The sequence below is a fragment of the Enterobacter sp. MGH120 genome (assembly GCF_001037725.1).
GTDB classification, from domain to species: Bacteria; Pseudomonadota; Gammaproteobacteria; order Enterobacterales; family Enterobacteriaceae; genus Enterobacter; species Enterobacter hormaechei_C.
This window is the reverse complement of the sequence record NZ_KQ089940.1, coordinates 4121645-4141627: the sequence shown is the minus strand read 5'-3', so window position 1 is coordinate 4141627 and position 19983 is coordinate 4121645. Positions and strand designations below refer to the sequence as shown.

Annotated in this window: 16 protein-coding genes; 12 read left to right on the top strand and 4 right to left on the bottom strand. The window is 53.5% G+C overall.

The window, feature by feature from the left end:
* Positions 1–8 precede the first annotated feature (8 nt).
* The 3 genes from dgt to SK54_RS19340 all read left to right on the top strand — a co-directional run bounded on the left by dgt (position 9) and on the right by SK54_RS19340 (position 4393).
* Positions 9–1523, top strand: a complete 1515-nt coding sequence (gene dgt / locus SK54_RS19350) for a dGTPase (RefSeq protein ID WP_040117234.1) — start codon at positions 9–11, stop codon at positions 1521–1523.
* Between the two features lie 132 nt (positions 1524–1655).
* Positions 1656–3089 carry a serine endoprotease DegP gene (gene degP / locus SK54_RS19345; protein ID WP_015572718.1) on the top strand — a complete coding sequence of 478 codons (1434 nt, stop codon included), beginning with the start codon at positions 1656–1658 and terminating at the stop codon, positions 3087–3089.
* 146 nt (positions 3090–3235) lie between these two features.
* Positions 3236–4393 carry a CdaR family transcriptional regulator gene (locus SK54_RS19340; RefSeq protein ID WP_017694484.1) on the top strand — a complete coding sequence of 386 codons (1158 nt, stop codon included), beginning with the start codon at positions 3236–3238 and terminating at the stop codon, positions 4391–4393.
* A gap of 89 nt (positions 4394–4482) precedes the next feature.
* On the opposite strand, the gene SK54_RS19335 is transcribed toward SK54_RS19340, so the two are convergent.
* The 4 genes from SK54_RS19335 to map form a co-directional block, all read right to left on the bottom strand.
* On the bottom strand, positions 4483–4872 hold the full coding sequence (locus SK54_RS19335; RefSeq protein WP_015572719.1) for a DUF3461 family protein: 390 nt from the start codon (positions 4870–4872) through the stop codon (positions 4483–4485).
* 111 nt (positions 4873–4983) lie between these two features.
* Positions 4984–5808, bottom strand: coding sequence for a 2,3,4,5-tetrahydropyridine-2,6-dicarboxylate N-succinyltransferase (gene dapD, locus SK54_RS19330; RefSeq protein ID WP_003856214.1), 825 nt, complete (start codon positions 5806–5808; stop codon positions 4984–4986).
* 32 nt (positions 5809–5840) lie between these two features.
* Positions 5841–8516, bottom strand: coding sequence for a bifunctional uridylyltransferase/uridylyl-removing protein GlnD (glnD, locus tag SK54_RS19325; RefSeq protein ID WP_003856210.1), 2676 nt, complete (start codon positions 8514–8516; stop codon positions 5841–5843).
* 62 nt (positions 8517–8578) lie between these two features.
* Complete coding sequence (gene map / locus SK54_RS19320) at positions 8579–9373, bottom strand: type I methionyl aminopeptidase (RefSeq protein WP_003856208.1); 795 nt, start codon at positions 9371–9373, stop codon at positions 8579–8581.
* Positions 9374–9694: 321 nt separating this feature from the next.
* On the opposite strand from map, the gene rpsB reads away from it, so the two are divergent.
* The 9 genes from rpsB to bamA all read left to right on the top strand — a co-directional run bounded on the left by rpsB (position 9695) and on the right by bamA (position 19908).
* Positions 9695–10420 carry a 30S ribosomal protein S2 gene (rpsB, locus tag SK54_RS19315; RefSeq protein ID WP_003856207.1) on the top strand — a complete coding sequence of 242 codons (726 nt, stop codon included), beginning with the start codon at positions 9695–9697 and terminating at the stop codon, positions 10418–10420.
* Between the two features lie 117 nt (positions 10421–10537).
* Complete coding sequence (gene tsf / locus SK54_RS19310) at positions 10538–11389, top strand: translation elongation factor Ts (RefSeq protein WP_015572722.1); 852 nt, start codon at positions 10538–10540, stop codon at positions 11387–11389.
* Between the two features lie 149 nt (positions 11390–11538).
* On the top strand, positions 11539–12264 hold the full coding sequence (gene pyrH, locus SK54_RS19305) for a UMP kinase (RefSeq protein ID WP_002889306.1): 726 nt from the start codon (positions 11539–11541) through the stop codon (positions 12262–12264).
* 167 nt (positions 12265–12431) lie between these two features.
* A complete protein-coding gene (gene frr, locus SK54_RS19300; protein WP_017383739.1) occupies positions 12432–12989 on the top strand; it encodes a ribosome recycling factor in 558 nt (185 codons plus the stop codon).
* Positions 12990–13081: 92 nt separating this feature from the next.
* On the top strand, positions 13082–14281 hold the full coding sequence (ispC, locus tag SK54_RS19295) for a 1-deoxy-D-xylulose-5-phosphate reductoisomerase (protein ID WP_039271659.1): 1200 nt from the start codon (positions 13082–13084) through the stop codon (positions 14279–14281).
* Between the two features lie 185 nt (positions 14282–14466).
* Positions 14467–15225 carry a (2E,6E)-farnesyl-diphosphate-specific ditrans,polycis-undecaprenyl-diphosphate synthase gene (gene ispU, locus SK54_RS19290; protein ID WP_003856176.1) on the top strand — a complete coding sequence of 253 codons (759 nt, stop codon included), beginning with the start codon at positions 14467–14469 and terminating at the stop codon, positions 15223–15225.
* A gap of 12 nt (positions 15226–15237) precedes the next feature.
* Positions 15238–16095, top strand: coding sequence for a phosphatidate cytidylyltransferase (gene cdsA / locus SK54_RS19285; protein ID WP_003856175.1), 858 nt, complete (start codon positions 15238–15240; stop codon positions 16093–16095).
* 11 nt (positions 16096–16106) lie between these two features.
* Complete coding sequence (gene rseP / locus SK54_RS19280) at positions 16107–17459, top strand: sigma E protease regulator RseP (protein WP_048247797.1); 1353 nt, start codon at positions 16107–16109, stop codon at positions 17457–17459.
* A gap of 31 nt (positions 17460–17490) precedes the next feature.
* Positions 17491–19908: an outer membrane protein assembly factor BamA gene (bamA, locus tag SK54_RS19275; RefSeq protein WP_003856172.1), complete on the top strand. Its 2418-nt coding sequence runs from the start codon at positions 17491–17493 to the stop codon at positions 19906–19908.
* Positions 19909–19983 lie beyond the last annotated feature (75 nt).

Here is a 19983-nt window from a genome sequence, read left to right as displayed (position 1 = left end):
GGGAGCACATGGCACCAATCGATTTTCGCACCAAAATTAACTGGCACCGACGTTTCCGTTCGCCACAGGGCGATAAGAGCGAACATGAGATCCTGCGCATTTTCGAAAGCGATCGCGGACGCATCATCAACTCGCCCGCCATCCGTCGGTTACAGCAAAAAACCCAGGTGTTCCCGCTGGAGCGTAACGCCGCGGTGCGTACGCGGTTAACGCACTCCATGGAAGTGCAGCAGGTGGGGCGCTACATTGCGAAAGAGATCCTCAGTCGCCTTAAAGAGCAACGTCTGCTGGAAACCTACGGACTGGATGAACTGACCGGGCCGTTCGAAAGCATCGTTGAGATGGCCTGCCTGATGCACGATATCGGCAATCCTCCCTTTGGTCATTTCGGCGAGGCCGCCATCAATGACTGGTTTAAACAGCGGCTTTTTCCCTCTGACGCCATAAGCCAGCCGCTCAGCGATGACCGCTGTGTGGTACGCGATTTATGCCTGCGTGAAGGCGAAGATAGCCTGAACGATCTGCGCCGTAAGGTGCGCCAGGATCTGTGTCATTTCGAAGGTAACGCGCAGGGGATCCGTCTGGTGCACTCCCTGATGCGGATGAATCTGACCTGGGCCCAGGTGGGCTGTATTCTTAAATACACGCGTCCCGCATGGTGGACCGGAGAAACGCCCGCCACGCATAGCTACCTGATGAAAAAACCGGGCTATTACTTATCGGAAGAAGCATACATCGCGCGGTTGCGTAAAGAACTGTCTCTGACCCCTAATGGCCGTTTTCCATTGACATGGATTATGGAAGCGGCTGATGACATTTCTTATTGCGTGGCCGATCTGGAAGACGCGGTGGAAAAAAGAATATTCAGCGTCGAGGAGCTGTATCAGCATCTTCATGATGCCTGGGGAGAGCATGAAAAAGGTTCTCTGTTTGCGCAGGTCGTCGAGAATGCCTGGGATAAATCGCGTTCAAATTCGCTGAGCCGCAGTACCGAAGATCAGTTCTTTATGTATTTGCGGGTGAACACGCTGAATAAACTGGTGCCGTATGCGGCCGCCCGTTTCATTGATAATTTGCCGATGATATTTAGCGGGGAATTTAATCACGCCCTGCTGGAAGATGAGAGCAGTTTTAGTCAGCTTCTTGAATTATATAAAAACGTGGCTGTTCGCCATGTTTTCAGCCACCCGGATGTCGAACAGCTGGAGCTGCAAGGATACCGGGTTATCAGCGGGTTGCTGGAGATTTATGGCCCGCTGCTCCAGCTGACGGTCGATGAGTTCAGTGAGCTGGTCGAAAATGAACGTGTTCGCCGCCTGCCGATTGAATCTCGTCTCTATCAGAAGCTTTCAACCCGCCACCGGCTGGCATACATTGAAGCCGTCAGTAAAATAGATCGCCATTCTTCCCAATGGCCAGTCATGGAATATTATTATCGCTGTCGTCTTATCCAGGACTATATCAGCGGGATGACAGATTTGTATGCCTGGGATGAATACCGCAAGCTTATGGCCGTTGAATAAGCCATGAGTTTTGTAAAGACGACCAATAAATTTTTACTTTTTCCATAAACTTAATCCCGGAACTAAGCGGTATAAAACGAATCTGAGTTACACAGCAATTTTGCGTTATCTGGTAAATCGAGATTGAGAAACATGAAAAAAACCACATTAGCAATGAGTGCACTGGCTCTGAGTTTAGGTTTAGCGCTGTCCCCTCTGGCGATGGCGGCCGAGACAGCTTCCTCGGCAGCGACTGCGCAGCAGATGCCAAGCCTGGCCCCGATGCTCGAAAAAGTGATGCCATCGGTGGTGAGTATTAACGTTGAGGGCAGCACAACCGTCAATACGCCGCGTATGCCGCGTAATTTCCAGCAGTTCTTCGGCGACAATTCGCCATTCTGCCAGGACGGTTCGCCATTCCAGAGTTCTCCGTTCTGTCAGGGCGGCGGCGCAGGGGATGACGGTCAGGGCGGCGGCCAGCAGCAGAAATTCATGGCACTTGGCTCGGGCGTCATTATTGATGCAGCCAAAGGCTACGTGGTGACCAATAACCACGTGGTAGATAATGCTAACACCATTAAAGTGCAGATGAGCGATGGCCGTAAGTTCGATGCCAAAGTGGTTGGTAAAGACCCGCGCTCCGATATCGCGCTGATTCAAATCCAGGATCCGAAGAACCTGACGGCGATTAAGCTTGCCGACTCTGACGCGCTGCGCGTGGGTGACTACACCGTCGCCATCGGTAACCCATTTGGTCTGGGCGAAACCGTGACCTCGGGTATCGTCTCTGCGCTGGGACGTAGCGGCCTGAATGCGGAAAACTATGAAAACTTCATTCAGACGGATGCGGCCATTAACCGTGGTAACTCCGGCGGTGCGCTGGTTAACCTGAACGGTGAGCTGATCGGTATCAACACCGCTATCCTGGCACCGGACGGTGGCAACATCGGTATCGGCTTTGCTATCCCGAGCAACATGGTGAAAAACCTGACTGCGCAGATGGTGCAATATGGACAGGTGAAACGCGGTGAGCTGGGGATCATGGGTACCGAACTGAACTCCGAGCTGGCGAAAGCGATGAAAGTGGACGCTCAGCGCGGCGCATTCGTAAGCCAGGTCATGCCGAACTCTTCGGCGGCGAAAGCCGGCATTAAAGCGGGTGACGTGATCACCTCTCTGAACGGTAAGCCGATCAGCAGCTTTGCCGCCCTGCGTGCGGAAGTGGGTTCTATGCCAATCGGCAGTAAAGTGACCCTCGGCCTGCTGCGTGAAGGTAAGCCGGTTAACGTGAGCCTGGAACTGCAACAGAGCAGTCAGAATCAGGTGGATTCCAGCACCATCTTCAGCGGTATTGAAGGTGCCGAGATGAGCAACAAAGGGGCAGATAAAGGCGTGGTGGTGAACAACGTGAAAGCGAACTCACCTGCTGCCCGTATCGGCCTGAAAAAAGGTGATGTGATCATGGGCGCTAACCAGCAGCCGGTGAAAAACATCGCTGAACTGCGCAAAATTCTCGACAGCAAGCCTTCTGTGCTGGCACTGAATATTCAGCGTGGTGATACCTCTATTTATCTCCTGATGCAGTAATCTTCTTAAGCCCCTGTTCGCAGGGGCTTTCTCTTTTCTGTGACCTTTCCCACAACTCCATACATCTCTCTCTGCCTTTGGGCATCTGCACAATGCAGCCTTAGCTGAACTTCCCTATGCTTGAGCTCTGCTCACGGGAGGGTTATATGGCTGGCTGGCATCTTGATACCAAAATGGCGCAGGATATCGTGGCGCGAACCATGCGCATCATTGATACCAATATCAACGTAATGGATGCCCGCGGGCGCATTATCGGCAGCGGCGATCGTGAGCGTATTGGGGAATTGCACGAAGGGGCGTTGCTGGTGCTTTCTCAGGGGCGCGTGGTCGATATCGATGACGCCGTGGCGAAACATCTGCACGGGGTCCGTCAGGGGATCAACCTGCCGCTGCGTCTGGAAGGAGAGATTGTTGGCGTTATCGGTCTGACCGGCGATCCTGAATCGCTGCGTAAATACGGCGAGCTGGTCTGCATGACGGCGGAGATGATGCTGGAGCAGTCGCGTCTGATGCATCTGCTTGCCCAGGACAGCCGCCTGCGTGAAGAGCTGGTGATGAATTTGATTCAGGCTGAGGAGCACACGCCTGCCCTGAGCGAATGGGCGCAGCGTCTGGGTATCGACCTGAATCAGCCGCGCGTAGTCGCCGTTATTGAGGTGGATAGCGGCCAGCTTGGTGTGGACAGCGCCATGGTGGAGCTACAGCAGCTGCAAAACATGCTGGCGACGCCGGAGCGTAACAACCTGGTGGCGATTGTCTCTTTGACGGAAATGGTGGTGCTCAAGCCTGCGCTTAATCAGTTTGGTCGCTGGGACGCGGAAGATCATCGTCGCCGCGTTGAGCTGCTCATTGAGCGTATGAAGGAGAACGGACAGCTCCGTTTTCGCGTCGCGCTGGGAAATTACTTTACCGGGCCGGGAAGTATTGCCCGTTCATGGCGAACGGCGCGCACCACCATGATGGTAGGGAAACAGCGCATGCCGGACAGCCGCAGTTATTTCTATCAGGATCTGATGCTGCCGGTCCTGCTCGACAGCCTGCGCGGCGGCTGGCAGGCCAACGAGCTGGCGCGTCCGCTGGTGCGTCTGAAAGCAATGGACAACAACGGGCTGCTGCGCCGCACGTTGCAGGCGTGGTTCCGGCATAACGTGCAGCCGCTGGCAACGTCAAAAGCGCTGTTTATTCACCGTAATACGCTGGAGTATAGGCTAAACCGGATCTCGGAACTGACGGGGCTGGATTTAGGGAATTTTGACGACCGGCTACTGCTGTATGTGGCGTTGCAGCTGGATGAACAGAGATGATGCTGTTTGCCGGGCGGCGGCTTCGCCTTACCCGGCCTACATGTGTTCGTAGGCCCGGTAAGCGAAGCGCCACCGGGCAATAAAACGGCTCATTTGTTACGCGTCAATTTCTCAAGATCCGCTTCAATCTCGCTGATCTTATTGGTGACTACGCTTTCCAGGTGACGCAGGTCGTCAAGGATCTTACGTTTCAGATCGACTTCGCTGCGATCGCGCTGGCAGATTTGATCGAGTTCGTCGATCACGTAGCGCAGGTTAGGGCTGATTTCCTGTACTTCTTTATATCCCTGACCGATACCATCAGCGACAACGGTCTTACGCTGGCGAGGGTATTTAAACTTCACGCTTTTGGCGAAGAACTCTCCTTTGTCCTTGTGAAAATAGATTTTCAAAATATCGTTATTGGCTTCCTGGCGGAGACTATAACGATCAATTTCATCAGGATTGGTAATGCCCAGACTTTTCAGATTATCGTACATAGCGGTACCCTTGATCTCAACATAACCTATGAATAATTAACGAAAAAATCTATTTTCGCCACCTTCGGATATAAAAAAAGCGGGGTTGCCCCCGCTTTTTGTTATACCCGATTAATCGATGGTGCGCAGCAGTTCATTGATGCCCACTTTACCGCGCGTTTTCGCGTCCACTTTTTTCACGATGACCGCGCAATACAGGCTGTATTTGCCATCTTTAGACGGCAGGTTGCCGGAAACCACAACGGAACCAGCTGGAACGCGGCCGTAGTGAATTTCACCGGTTTCGCGATCGTAAATACGGGTGCTCTGGCCAATATAAACGCCCATGGAGATCACAGAACCTTCTTCGACGATCACGCCTTCAACCACTTCGGAACGTGCGCCGATGAAGCAGTTGTCTTCGATGATGGTTGGGTTAGCCTGAAGTGGCTCAAGAACGCCACCGATGCCCACACCGCCGGACAGGTGAACGTTTTTACCAATCTGCGCGCAGGAGCCGACGGTAGCCCAGGTGTCCACCATGGTGCCTTCGTCAACGTAGGCGCCGATGTTCACGTAGGATGGCATCAGCACGGTGTTGCGTGCGATGAAGGCACCCTGACGAACGGCCGCCGGTGGTACTACGCGGAAGCCCTCTTTCTGGAAGCGCGCTTCGTCGTAATCCGCAAATTTCATTGGTACTTTATCGAAGTAGCGGCTTTCTGCTCCGTCGATAACCTGGTTATCGTTGATACGGAAAGAGAGCAGCACAGCTTTCTTCAGCCATTGATGAGTAACCCACTGACCGTCGATTTTTTCTGCCACGCGCAGCGCGCCGGAATCCAGCAGGGAAATAACCTGGTTTACCGCTTCACGGGTCACGGTATCCACATTTGCCGGAGTGATGTCGGCGCGACGCTCAAAAGCGGACTCAATAACGTTCTGTAACTGCTGCATTGTTTACTCTTTCCATTTCACTAAAAAACACGTCACCCTTTATCGTTTGGATTGAGGGCTGCTGTCAACCGTTGTTGCACTTCAAGTTGCAGGTCATTATTAAGGGCACGCCGGTCGGCCGTCGCGATTATAAATAAATCTTCTACTCGTTCGCCAATGGTTGTAATTCGGGCGCCGTGAAGCGAAATTCCCAGATCGGCAAAAACCTGACCGACGCGGGCGAGCAGCCCTGGCTGGTCGAGCGCAATCAGCTCAAGGAACGATTTACGGTCGGTATGGGTCGGCAGGAAATTGACCTCGGTATCGACGGTAAAGTGGCGCAGTTTTGCCGCCTGACGACGCGGCTGCGGAGGTTGCCAGCTGCGCTGCGTAATCGCCTGCTCGAGGCCAAAGCGTATCCCCTCATGCCTGTCCGACGACAGCGGGCTGCCGTCCGGCTCCAGCACAATAAAGGTGTCCATCGCCATGCCGTCGCGGGTGGTAAAAATCTGCGCGTCGTGCACGCTCAGGTTACGCCTGTCCAGCTCGGCACAGACCGCTGCAAACAAATAAGGCCGGTCCGGACTCCAGATGAAAATTTCCGTCCCGCCGCGCGTGGCCTGCGGGCTGAGCAGAATCATCGGTTTTGTCAGGTCGTGCTTCAGCAGATGCCGGGCGTGCCAGGCAAGCTGGTTTGGGCTGTGGCGCACAAAGTAGTTGGCGCGACAGCGCGCCCAAATCTGATGCAGCGCCTCTTCGTTGATGTTATCCATGCGCAGCAGGGCCAGCGCCTGCAACTGATGGTGGCGCACACGCTCGCGCATGTCGGGGGTGTTCTGCATCCCGCGACGCAGCTGTTTTTCGGTGGCGAAGTAGAGTTCGCGCAGCAGGCTCTGCTTCCAGCTGTTCCACAGGGTTTCGTTGGTGGCGCAGATATCGGCTACCGTCAGGCAGACCAGGTAGCGCAGGCGGTTCTCCGTTTGCACTTCCTCGGCGAACTGCTTGATCACTTCCGGATCCTGAATATCACGACGCTGAGCGGTAACTGACATCAGCAGATGATGGCGAACCAGCCAGGCGATAAGCTGCGTTTCACGCGAGTTCAGGCCGTGCAGCTCGGCAAATTTCAGCACGTCCTGGGCACCGAGCACGGAGTGGTCGCCGCCGCGACCTTTGGCGATATCATGGAACAGGGCGGCGATCAGGATCAGCTCCGGGTGCGCCAGACGTGGCCACAGATCAACGCACAGCGGATGGCGGGAGCGCGTCTCTTCTTTAGCGAAGCTTTCCAGCTTCAGCATGACGCGGATCGTGTGCTCATCTACCGTATAGGCGTGAAACAGGTCGAACTGCATCTGCCCGACAATATGCGACCACTGGGGCATATAGGCCCACAATACGCTGTGACGGTGCATCGGCAGCAGACCGCGGCTGACGGCGCCCGGATGACGAAGCATGCTCAGGAACAGCGAGCGCGCCTCCGGGATGTAACACAGCGGCTGCTTCAGATGGCGTCGTGCATGGCGCAGATGACGCAGGGTGGTGGAGTAGATCCCGGTGATCGTGCTGTTGCGCACCATGGTGTAGAACATTCGCAGGATCGCTTCCGGTTCGCGGATGAACAGCGTTTCGTCGCGCAGATCGATAAGCGTGCCGCGCAGCTGAAATTCGTCATCAATCGGACGCGGTTTTTCGTCTGCCGTCAGCGCGAGGATCGCCTCATCGAACAGCTGTAACAGCATCTGGTTTAGCTCAGAGACGCGGCGGGTGACGCGGAAGAAATCCTTCATCATTTGCTCGACCGGCTCGTTGCCCTCGCCCTGGTAATTCAGGCGCTGCGCCACGCTGAGCTGTCGGTCAAACAGCAGGCGGTTATCGTAGCGGGTGACTTCCAGGTGCAGGGCAAAACGGATGCGCCACAGCAGATGCAGACACTCATTGAGTTCGTTACGTTCGGCTTCGGTCAGAAAACCAAACCCGACCATTTCGTCCAGTGATGTTGCTCCAAAATGTCGACGGGCGACCCATTGCAGCGTGTGGATATCGCGCAGGCCACCGGGGCTGCTTTTAATATCCGGTTCGAGATTATAGCTGGTACCGTGATAGCGCTGGTGGCGCTGGTTTTGTTCTTCGACTTTCGCGGCGAAGAATTTTTCCGAAGGCCAGAAGCCGTCGCTAAAGATGTGCTTTTGCAGTTCGAGGAACAGCGCAACGTCGCCAATCAGCAGGCGGGTTTCAATCAGGTTGGTGGCGACGGTCAGGTCAGATAACCCTTCCAGCAGACACTCTTCCAGCGTGCGTACGCTGTGGCCCACTTCCAGCTTTACGTCCCAGAGCAGGGTCAACAGTTCACCGATTTTCTGCGCCCGATCGTCCGGCAGTTTTTTACGGCTTAAGATCAGCAGGTCGATATCAGAGAGTGGATGCAGTTCACCCCGGCCATAGCCGCCGACCGCAACCAGCGCGACGTCGCTCACCTGTCCGAAACCGTAGTCGATCCACAGACGTTGCAGGAGCTGGTCGATAAATTCGGTGCGCGCTTCAATGAGCTGCTCGGCCGAAACGCCTGCGTCAAATGCGCTACCCAGCCAGCGATGGAAAACCTCCATGTGGGCTTTGATATGCGCGCAGGTCAGCTCATGCGGTGGCCAGACGCCCGGGTTATCAGGCTGGTCGGGGAGGGTGGGAAGTGCTGTATTAGCATACTGTTCGGGTAAGAGATTACTCATCGTGCGCCACCCATAAGAAAAAGCTATCGCCATTAAAAAAGCCGGCATTCGCCGGCTTCTTATCACTCAATGTTCGTCAGTATCGCCGGGATGGTGTCATCCTTGCGCAACGTCATAATTTCGCAGCCGTTGTCTGTAACCACAATAGTATGCTCGTACTGGGCAGACAAGCTTCTGTCTTTGGTTTTTACCGTCCAGCCATCTTTCATGGTACGGATGCGGTAATCACCCGCGTTGACCATTGGTTCGATAGTGAAGGTCATGCCCTTTTGCAGCACTACGCCGCCGTCGTCTGCATCGTAGTGCAGAACCTGCGGTTCTTCATGGAACACACGACCAATACCGTGACCGCAATATTCGCGCACCACGGAGAAACCTTCCGCTTCCACAAATTTCTGGATTGCGGCGCCGATGGTGCGCAGGCGGATGCCCGGCTTCACCATTTTCAGCGCCAGGTAGAGGCTTTCTTGCGTCACTTTGCACAGACGCTCGCCCAGAATCGTTGGCTTGCCAACGATGAACATCTTAGAGGTGTCGCCGTGGTAGTCGTCTTTGATGACGGTCACGTCGATGTTGACGATGTCGCCATCTTTCAGCAGCTTCTCGTCATCCGGAATGCCGTGGCAAACCACTTCATTAATAGAGATGCAGACGGATTTCGGGAAACCGTGATAGCCAAGGCAGGCGGAGACCGCGTGCTGCTCGTTGACGATATAGTCGTTACAGATGCGATCCAGTTCGCCAGTGCTGACGCCCGGCTTCACAAACGGCTCGATCATTTCCAGCACGTCCGCGGCCAGACGACCGGCGACGCGCATCTTTTCAATTTCTTCAGGTGTCTTAATAGAGATAGCCATGTAATCTGTCCATCGGTGTCGATTTTTTCGACAATACTAGTGTAAGTGTTGTCAATGGTATCAGTCAGGCGCACCCCGTGCCAAATTGAGAATCATTAACAGCACACTCCGCCAACAATTATTGGTTTCTGGCCGTGTTTTGTGATATAAAGCGCGCCGGACTTCCGATCCATCTCAGATACACAGGCTGGACGGGAGCGACAAATCTCACTTTGTGTAACAACACACACGTATCGGCACATATTCCGGGGTGCCCTTCGGGGTCGGTAATATGGGATACGTGGAGGCATAACCCCAACTTTCAATATAGAGGTTTTAAACATGGCAACTGTTTCCATGCGCGACATGCTCAAGGCTGGTGTTCACTTCGGTCACCAGACCCGTTACTGGAACCCGAAAATGAAGCCTTTCATCTTCGGCGCACGTAACAAAGTTCACATCATCAACCTTGAGAAGACTGTACCAATGTTCAACGAAGCCCTGGCTGAGCTGAACAAGATCTCTTCCCGTAAAGGTAAGATTCTGTTCGTTGGTACTAAGCGCGCTGCAAGCGAAGCTGTGAAAGATGCTGCTAACAGCTGCGACCAGTTCTTCGTGAACCATCGCTGGTTGGGCGGCATGCTGACCAACTGGAAAACTGTTCGTCAGTCCATCAAGCGCCTGAAAGATCTGGAAACCCAGTCTCAGGACGGTACTTTCGATAAGCTGACTAAGAAAGAAGCGCTGATGCGCACTCGTGAACTGGACAAGCTGGAAAACAGCCTGGGCGGTATCAAAGATATGGGCGGCCTGCCAGACGCGCTGTTCGTAATCGATGCAGACCACGAGCACATCGCAATCAAAGAAGCTAACAACCTGGGTATCCCGGTATTCGCTATCGTTGATACCAACTCCGATCCGGACGGTGTTGACTTCGTTATCCCGGGTAACGACGACGCAATCCGTGCTGTTAGCCTGTACCTGAGCGCTGTAGCTGCTACCGTTCGTGAAGGCCGTTCCCAGGATCTGGCTTCTCAGGCGGAAGAAAGCTTCGTAGAAGCTGAATAATAAGGTTTTACCCCTTATTAGTACCGTGTATGAATAGGGGCCCATTATCGGCCCCTTTTTTCAATTTATACTGTTTGGCTCCCGGCCGGGCAGTTCACATCTCCCGAGGATTTAAGAATGGCTGAAATTACCGCATCCCTGGTAAAAGAGCTGCGTGAGCGTACTGGCGCAGGCATGATGGATTGCAAAAAAGCGCTGACCGAAGCGAACGGCGACATCGAGCTGGCAATCGAAAACATGCGTAAATCCGGTGCGATCAAAGCAGCTAAGAAAGCAGGCAACGTTGCTGCTGACGGCGTGATCATCACCAAAATCGACGGCAACTACGGCATCATTCTGGAAGTTAACTGCCAGACTGACTTCGTTGCTAAAGATGCTGGTTTCCAGGCATTTGCTAACAAAGTTCTGGACGCAGCGGTTGCAGGCAAAATCACTGACGTTGAAGTTCTGAAAGCACAGTTCGAAGAAGAGCGTGTAGCGCTGGTTGCTAAAATCGGTGAGAACATCAACATCCGTCGCGTTTCTTCCCTGGAAGGCGATGTTCTGGGCTCTTACCAGCACGGCGCGCGTATCGGTGTTCTGGTTGCGGCTAAAGGCGCTGACGAAGAGCTGGTTAAACAGCTGGCAATGCACATCGCTGCAAGCAAACCAGAATTCGTTAAGCCAGAAGACGTGTCTGCTGAAGTGGTAGAGAAAGAGTACCAGGTTCAGCTGGACATCGCGATGCAGTCTGGTAAGCCAAAAGAAATCGCAGAGAAAATGGTTGAAGGCCGCATGAAGAAATTCACCGGCGAAGTTTCTCTGACTGGCCAGCCTTTCGTAATGGATCCAAGCAAGTCTGTTGCTCAGCTGCTGAAAGAGCACAACGCTGATGTAACTGGCTTCATCCGCTTCGAAGTGGGCGAAGGCATCGAGAAAGTTGAGACTGACTTCGCAGCAGAAGTTGCTGCAATGTCCAAGCAGTCTTAATGATTGAAAAGGAGCCGCCTGAGGGCGGCTTCTTTTTGTCACCCGTCTCACGAAATCAGACAGGCTCCAGTATCGCTGTGCTGATTTGCGACATATCATGTCGCCAGAATTAACCCCATCTTAATCGTTGACAGTCTCAGGAAAGAAACATGGCTACCAATGCAAAACCCGTGTACAAACGCATTCTGCTTAAGCTGAGTGGCGAAGCGCTGCAAGGATCGGAAGGCTTCGGTATTGACGCAAGCATCCTTGATCGCATGGCACAGGAAATCAAAGAACTGGTCGAACTGGGTATTCAGGTTGGCGTGGTCATTGGCGGTGGCAACCTTTTCCGTGGTGCTGGTCTGGCGAAAGCGGGGATGAACCGCGTAGTGGGCGACCACATGGGTATGCTGGCAACCGTGATGAATGGCCTGGCGATGCGTGATGCGCTTCATCGCGCCTATGTGAACGCTCGCCTGATGTCCGCTATTCCTTTGAATGGCGTATGCGATAACTACAGCTGGGCAGAGGCCATCAGCCTGCTGCGCAACAACCGCGTGGTGATCCTCTCCGCCGGTACGGGTAACCCGTTCTTTACCACCGATTCCGCAGCCTGTCTGCGCGGTATCGAAATCGAAGCCGATGTGGTGCTGAAAGCGACCAAAGTAGATGGCGTGTTTACTGCCGACCCGGCAAAAGATCCTTCAGCGACCATGTACGATCAGCTGACCTACAGCGAAGTGCTGGAAAAAGAGCTGAAAGTGATGGATCTTGCCGCCTTTACGCTGGCTCGTGACCACAAACTACCGATCCGTGTCTTCAACATGAACAAGCCTGGCGCGCTGCGTCGCGTTGTTATGGGCGAAAAAGAAGGCACTTTGATCACGGAATAATTTCCGTCGGCGATAAATACAGGTAAGATTCCGCTTTATTTCGACGTGGTATCTTACCCGGGCGCGCCTTTGGCGTTGTCATGAATTAAACGCGACTATACTTAGCACACCTGTAGCGCTGTGCTGGCGGATAGTCTGCCTGAGACAAGTTTTCAAGGATCCGTAACGTGATTAACGACATCAGAAAAGATGCTGAAGTACGCATGGAAAAATGCGTAGAAGCGTTCAAAAACCAAATCAGCAAAATCCGTACTGGCCGTGCTTCCCCAAGCCTGCTGGATGGCATTATCGTAGAATATTACGGTACGCCAACGCCTCTGCGTCAGCTGGCGAGCGTGACGGTAGAAGATACCCGTACCCTGAAAATCAACGTGTTCGACCGCTCAATGAGCCCGGCCGTTGAAAAAGCGATCATGGCATCCGACCTGGGTCTGAACCCAAGCTCAGCCGGCGCGGATATTCGCGTTCCACTGCCTCCGCTGACGGAAGAGCGTCGTAAAGACCTGATCAAAGTAGTTCGTGGTGAAGCTGAGCAGGGTCGTGTTTCCGTACGTAACGTGCGTCGCGATGCGAACGATAAAGTGAAAGCCCTGCTGAAAGAAAAAGAGATCAGCGAAGACGACGATCGTCGTTCTCAGGACGACATTCAGAAAATGACCGACGCGGCCATCAAGAAAATTGATGCGGCGCTGGCAGAAAAAGAAGCGGAACTGATGCAGTTCTGATTTTCGCTGTACACTGATAAACGCCGTTCAGAAGGACATTGAGTCTTGCTGGCGGCGTTTTGCTTTTATCTGGTCTAACTTTTGGGCATCTCATGAAGCATCTCACTCTCCTCGGCTCGACCGGCTCTATCGGTTGCAGCACTCTCGACGTTGTACGTCATAATCCTGACAGCTACACCGTGGCCGCGCTTGTGGCCGGAAAAAACGTGCAGCGAATGGTCGAACAGTGCCTGGAGTTTACCCCCCGTTTTGCGGTGATGGATGACGAAGAGAGCGCCCGCCAGGTGAAAGCGCTGTTGCAGGAGAAGGGCTGCCGTACCGAGGTACTCAGCGGGCAACAGGCGGCGTGCGATATGGCCGCGCTTGATGAAGTTGATCAGGTCATGGCGGCAATCGTCGGGGCGGCGGGTCTTCTGCCGACGCTTGCCGCTATTGATGCGGGTAAAGATGTCCTGCTTGCGAACAAAGAGTCGCTGGTCACCTGCGGACGCCTCTTTATGGAAGCGGTAAAACAGCGTGGGGCGCGTCTTTTGCCGGTCGATAGCGAACACAACGCGATTTTTCAGAGTTTACCTCAACCTTTTCAACAAAACCTGGGGTACGCTGACCTGGAGCAGAATGGCGTTGTGTCGATTTTGCTTACCGGGTCTGGTGGCCCGTTCCGTGAAACGCCACTGTCTGAATTGAGCGCAATGACGCCGGATCAGGCGTGTCGTCATCCGAACTGGTCAATGGGGCGTAAGATCTCCGTCGATTCGGCCACCATGATGAACAAAGGTCTGGAATACATTGAAGCTCGCTGGCTGTTCAATGCGTCGGCGAAACAGATGGAAGTGCTGATCCACCCGCAGTCGGTGATTCACTCGATGGTGCGCTATCAGGACGGCAGCGTGCTGGCCCAGCTGGGCGAACCGGATATGCGTACGCCTATTGCTCATACGATGGCGTGGCCAAACCGCGTAAAATCGGGCGTTAAGCCTCTCGATTTTTGTAAGCTGAGTTCACTGACGTTTAGCGAGCCTGATTACGACCGTTATCCCTGTCTGAAACTGGCGATGACGGCCTTCGATCAGGGGCAGGCGGCGACAACGGCGCTTAATGCAGCCAATGAAGTGACCGTTGAAGCATTCCTGAATCAGCAGATCCGCTTTACTGACATCGCCGCGTTGAATTTATCCGTGCTGGAGATAATGGATTTGCGTGAGCCGCAGAGCGTGGAAGAGGTGCTGGCCGTGGATGAACAGGCACGCATTGTTGCGCGTAAACAGGTGACACGTCTCGCAGGCTGGTGATAAAGCAAGCACTAGTCGTCGTGCTATTTGTTAGCGTTGGGCTTCAGTGATATAGTCTGCGCCACCTGATCGCAGGTATTTGGCTTTAAGTGGTCAGGTAAGCCGTGGTTTGACACGGCTTTTTTATGTATAGGCTTCAGTATTCCTGTGTACCGTTAAATCCTTTCAGGGACTAAAAACGCGTTATGTTGTCTGCGAATCAACCAATAAGCGAAAACTTGCCAGCACATGGCTGTCGCCATGTTGCAATCATCATGGATGGCAATGGCCGCTGGGCGAAAAGACAAGGGAAGATACGAGCCTTTGGGCATAAAGCTGGGGCGAAATCTGTTCGCCGCGCCGTCTCTTTTGCCGCCAATAACGGCATTGATGCGTTAACGCTCTATGCTTTTAGCAGTGAGAACTGGAATCGACCTGCGCAGGAAGTGACTGCGTTGATGGAACTGTTCGTGTGGGCGCTCGATAGTGAAGTAAAAAGCCTGCACCGCCACAACGTCCGCTTGCGTATTATTGGCGAAACCAGTCGCTTTAACTCACGTTTGCAGGAACGGATTCGCAAAGCAGAAGCGCTGACGGAAAATAATACCGGCCTGACGCTCAATATCGCGGCGAATTACGGCGGACGCTGGGATATTATCCAGGGGGTTCGGCATTTGGCTGAGCAGGTTCAGGAAGGGCTGTTAAGACCCGACCAGATTGATGAAGAGGCGCTGAGTCAGCAAATCTGCATGAATGAACTGGCACCCGTGGATTTGGTTATAAGGACAGGGGGGGAACATCGCATAAGTAACTTTTTGCTGTGGCAAATTGCCTACGCCGAACTTTACTTTACGGATGTTCTTTGGCCAGATTTTGATGAACAAGACTTTGAAGGTGCGCTGCATGCCTTTGCCAATCGAGAGCGTCGTTTCGGCGGCACCGAGCCTGGTGGCGATAACGCCTGATGGGGGTAGCTTTTGCTGAAGTATCGCCTGATTTCCGCTTTTGTATTAATACCCGTCGTCATCGCAGCGCTGTTTTTACTGCCTCCGGTGGGATTCGCTATTGTTACGCTGGTGGTGTGTATGCTCGCCGCGTGGGAATGGGGGCAGCTTAGCGGCTTTACCTCGCGCACTCAGCGGGTATGGCTGGCGGTACTCTGTGGTTTTTTACTGGCCCTGATGCTGTATACCTTGCCTGAATATCATCATGATGTTCACCAGCCGCTGGTTGCCGGATCCTTATGGATATCGCTGGCCTGGTGGATTGCTGCGCTTGTTTTAGTGCTTTTCTATCCGGGCTCTGCGGCGATCTGGCGCAACTCTAAAGTGTTGCGCCTTATTTTTGGTCTGCTCACGATTGTTCCGTTTTTCTGGGGGATGGTTGCGTTGCGCGCCTGGCACTATGACGAAAACCACTACAGCGGCGCGATATGGCTGCTTTATGTGATGATTCTCGTCTGGGGGGCTGACTCCGGGGCCTATATGTTTGGTAAACTGTTCGGCAAACATAAACTGGCGCCAAAGGTTTCTCCGGGCAAAACCTGGCAAGGCTTCATCGGCGGCCTGTTTACGGCAGCGATTATCTCCTGGGGCTATGGCGTCTGGGCGAATCTTGAGGTTGCCCCCTCCACGCTGCTGGTATGTTCGATTTTCGCGGCGCTGGCATCGGTGCTGGGTGATTTAACCGAGAGTATGTTTAAGCGTGAAGCAGGGATTAAGGACAGTGGTCACCTGATTCCAGGACATGGCGGAATACTGGATCGCATTGACAGCCTTACCGCGGCTGTTCCCGTATTTGCTTGCCTGCTTTTACTGGTGTTTGGGACGATATAACGGAAGGTTTTATGCTGAGCATTCTCTGGAATCTGGCGGCGTTCATTGTTGCACTGGGTGTACTGATTACCGTGCATGAATTTGGCCATTTCTGGGTTGCCCAGCGCTGTGGTGTGCGGGTGGAGCGATTCTCGATTGGCTTTGGCAAATCGCTCTGGAAGCGCACCGATAAGCATGGCACCGAGTTTGTCATTGCTCTGATTCCCCTGGGCGGCTATGTCAAAATGCTCGACGAACGCGTTGAGCCTGTCGCCCCGGAACTTCGCCATAGCGCGTTTAACAATAAAACTGTTGGACAACGTGCTGCCATCATCGCTGCCGGCCCGGTAGCCAATTTCATCTTCGCTATCTTCGCTTACTGGCTGGTGTTTATCATCGGCGTGCCTGGCGTGCGCCCGGTCGTGGGCGAAATCACTACGGGTTCTATTGCGGCAACGGCGCAAATTACACCGGGAATGGAACTTAAAGCGATTGATGGTATCGAAACCCCTGATTGGGATGCCGTGAGGTTACAACTGGTTGCCAAAATTGGTGATGAGCAGACAACCGTCAGCGTATCGCCATTTGGTTCCGACCAGCGGCAGGAAAAAGTGCTGGATTTACGCCACTGGCGCTTTGAGCCAGACAAAGAGGACCCTGTCGCCGCACTCGGGATTCGACCGCGCGGCGCGCAGATCGAGCCGGTATTAGCCGAAGTACAGGCCAAATCGGCAGCGAGTAAAGCAGGTTTACAAGCGGGTGACAGGATCGTTAAAGTCGATGGTCAGCCATTAACACAATGGATGACCTTTGTTACTCTGGTGCGCGATAATCCAGGCAAGCCGCTCGCGCTGGAAGTGGAAAGGCAGGGGAGTTCGCTCTCACTGACTCTCACCCCGGATACCAAATCGGGCGGCGGTAAGGCGGAAGGGTTTGCAGGCGTTGTGCCGAAAGTGATCCCACTGCCAGATGAGTACAAGACAATACGCCAGTATGGGCCGTTTAGCGCCATCGTTGAGGCCACGGATAAAACATGGCAGCTGATGAAGCTTACGGTCAACATGTTGGGGAAATTGATAACCGGTGATGTGAAACTGAACAACCTCAGTGGGCCAATTTCGATTGCTCAGGGGGCTGGGATGTCAGCGGAGTTCGGGGTGATTTACTATCTCATGTTCCTTGCGCTGATTAGCGTGAACCTGGGGATAATCAACCTGTTCCCGCTTCCCGTATTAGATGGGGGCCATCTGCTGTTTTTAGCGATTGAAAAGCTAAAAGGCGGACCGGTATCCGAGCGAGTTCAAGACTTTAGTTATCGCATTGGCTCGATTTTGCTGGTGCTGTTAATGGGGCTTGCACTTTTCAATGATTTCTCTCGGTTGTAAGAGAGTTAGTTAGGAAGAACGCATAATAACGATGGCGATGAAAAAGTTGCTCATAGCGTCGCTGCTGTTTAGCAGCGCGACCGTATACGGTGCTGACGGGTTCGTAGTGAAAGATATTCATTTCGAAGGCCTTCAGCGTGTCGCCGTTGGTGCGGCCCTCCTCAGTATGCCTGTGCGCCCCGGCGATACGGTTAATGATGAAGATATCAGTAACACCATCCGTGCTCTGTTTGCCACTGGCAACTTTGAGGACGTCCGCGTCCTGCGCGATGGTGATACGCTGGTGGTTCAGGTAAAAGAACGTCCAACGATTGCCAGCATCACTTTCTCCGGTAACAAATCGGTGAAAGACGACATGCTCAAGCAGAACCTTGAGGCATCGGGTGTTCGTGTGGGGGAATCTCTGGACCGCACAACCCTTGCAGACATTGAAAAAGGTCTGGAAGATTTCTACTACAGCGTCGGTAAATACAGCGCGAGCGTTAAAGCGGTTGTTACACCGCTGCCACGTAACCGTGTTGACCTGAAACTGGTCTTCCAGGAAGGTGTTTCTGCGAAGATCCAGCAGATCAACATCGTGGGTAACCACGCGTTCAGCACCGACGAACTGATCTCCAACTTCCAGCTGCGTGACGAAGTGCCGTGGTGGAACGTGGTAGGCGATCGTAAATACCAGAAACAGAAACTGGCGGGTGACCTTGAAACCCTGCGCAGCTACTATCTGGATCGCGGTTACGCCCGTTTCAACATCGATTCAACTCAGGTGAGTCTGACTCCGGACAAGAAAGGTATCTACATTACCGTTAACATCACAGAAGGCGATAAGTACACGCTTTCGGGTGTTGAAGTCAGCGGCAATCTGGCAGGACATTCAGCTGAAATTGAATCTCTGACCAAAATTCAGCCGGGCGATCTGTACAGCGGATCTAAAGTCACCAAAATGGAAGACAGCATTAAGAAGCTGCTCGGCCGTTATGGTTATGCGTATCCGCGTGTGCAAACGCAGCCGGAAATTAACGACACGGATAAAACCGTTAAGCTGCACGTTAACGTTGATGCGGGCAACCGCTTCTACGTGCGTAAGATCCGCTTCGAAGGTAACGATACCTCTAAAGACTCCGTTCTGCGCCGTGAAATGCGCCAGATGGAAGGGGCATGGCTGGGAAGCGATCTGGTAGATCAGGGTAAAGAGCGTCTGAACCGTCTGGGCTACTTCGAAACGGTCGATACCGATACTCAGCGTGTACCAGGTCGTCCGGATCAGGTTGATGTTGTTTATAAAGTTAAAGAACGTAATACCGGTAGCTTCAACTTCGGTATTGGTTACGGTACTGAAAGTGGCGTGAGCTTCCAGGTCGGTGTTCAGCAGGATAACTGGCTGGGTACGGGCTACTCTGTCGGTATCAACGGGACGAAAAACGACTACCAGACCTACTCTGAGTTTTCCGTTACCAACCCATACTTCACCGTTGACGGTGTAAGCCTGGGCGGTCGTATCTTCTATAACGACTTTAAAGCGGACGACGCGGACCTCTCCTCGTATACCAACAAGAGTTACGGTCTGGATGGTACGCTTGGCTTCCCGGTTAACGAATACAACACCTTGCGCGCAGGTTTAGGGTACGTGCATAACGACCTGTCCAACATGCAACCGCAGGTGGCGATGTGGCGTTACCTGGACTCCATCGGTCAGTCGGCGAGTACGTCCAGCGATGACAACGGTTTCGCCGCGGATGACTTCACCTTCAACTACGGTTGGACCTACAACCGTCTTGACCGTGGCTACTTCCCGACGGAAGGTTCACGCGTCAACCTGAACGGTAAAGTGACTATCCCGGGCTCGGATAACGAGTTCTACAAGGTCACGCTGGATACGGCGTCCTACTTCCCAATTGATGAAGATCACAAGTGGGTTGTTCTGGGTCGTACCCGTTGGGGTTATGGTGACGGTATTGGAAGCAAAGAACTGCCGTTCTATGAAAACTTCTACGCCGGTGGTTCAAGCACCGTGCGTGGCTTCCAGTCCAATAACATTGGTCCGAAAGCGGTTTATTACGGCGGTAATGACGAAGATAACTGCGCAAGCCGTGATCCTAAGCAAGTATGTAGCTCTGATGACGCAGTAGGTGGTAACGCTATGGCCGTGGCGAGCCTCGAGTTCATCACGCCTACGCCGTTTATCAGTGATAAGTATGCGAACTCCGTGCGTACCTCCTTCTTTATGGATGCAGGTACGGTGTGGGACACCAACTGGGAGAACACCGCCCAGATGCGTGCGGCGGGGGTTCCGGACTACAGCGATCCGAGCAACATTCGCATGTCCGCAGGTATCGCATTACAATGGATGTCACCGCTGGGGCCGTTGGTCTTCTCTTACGCCCAGCCGTTTAAGAAATACGATGGAGACAAAGCGGAGCAGTTCCAGTTTAACATTGGTAAAACCTGGTAATAATCCGCTGCAATGGAATGCGTTGGCAGTGTAGCGCTGACAACCGGCGATCGGTAACACGGTCGCCTTGCCACG

What these genes read in the sequence shown, in the direction of transcription:
- dgt (WP_040117234.1), top strand. Translation starts at nt 9, where the DNA reads ATGGCACCAATCGATTTTCGCACCAAAATTAACTGGCACCGACGTTTC.
- degP (WP_015572718.1), top strand. Translation starts at nt 1,656, where the DNA reads ATGAAAAAAACCACATTAGCAATGAGTGCACTGGCTCTGAGTTTAGGT.
- SK54_RS19340 (WP_017694484.1), top strand. Translation starts at nt 3,236, where the DNA reads ATGGCTGGCTGGCATCTTGATACCAAAATGGCGCAGGATATCGTGGCG.
- SK54_RS19335 (WP_015572719.1), bottom strand. Translation starts at nt 4,872, where the DNA reads ATGTACGATAATCTGAAAAGTCTGGGCATTACCAATCCTGATGAAATT.
- dapD (WP_003856214.1), bottom strand. Translation starts at nt 5,808, where the DNA reads ATGCAGCAGTTACAGAACGTTATTGAGTCCGCTTTTGAGCGTCGCGCC.
- glnD (WP_003856210.1), bottom strand. Translation starts at nt 8,516, where the DNA reads ATGAGTAATCTCTTACCCGAACAGTATGCTAATACAGCACTTCCCACC.
- map (WP_003856208.1), bottom strand. Translation starts at nt 9,373, where the DNA reads ATGGCTATCTCTATTAAGACACCTGAAGAAATTGAAAAGATGCGCGTC.
- rpsB (WP_003856207.1), top strand. Translation starts at nt 9,695, where the DNA reads ATGGCAACTGTTTCCATGCGCGACATGCTCAAGGCTGGTGTTCACTTC.
- tsf (WP_015572722.1), top strand. Translation starts at nt 10,538, where the DNA reads ATGGCTGAAATTACCGCATCCCTGGTAAAAGAGCTGCGTGAGCGTACT.
- pyrH (WP_002889306.1), top strand. Translation starts at nt 11,539, where the DNA reads ATGGCTACCAATGCAAAACCCGTGTACAAACGCATTCTGCTTAAGCTG.
- ispC (WP_039271659.1), top strand. Translation starts at nt 13,082, where the DNA reads ATGAAGCATCTCACTCTCCTCGGCTCGACCGGCTCTATCGGTTGCAGC.
- ispU (WP_003856176.1), top strand. Translation starts at nt 14,467, where the DNA reads ATGTTGTCTGCGAATCAACCAATAAGCGAAAACTTGCCAGCACATGGC.
- rseP (WP_048247797.1), top strand. Translation starts at nt 16,107, where the DNA reads ATGCTGAGCATTCTCTGGAATCTGGCGGCGTTCATTGTTGCACTGGGT.
- bamA (WP_003856172.1), top strand. Translation starts at nt 17,491, where the DNA reads ATGGCGATGAAAAAGTTGCTCATAGCGTCGCTGCTGTTTAGCAGCGCG.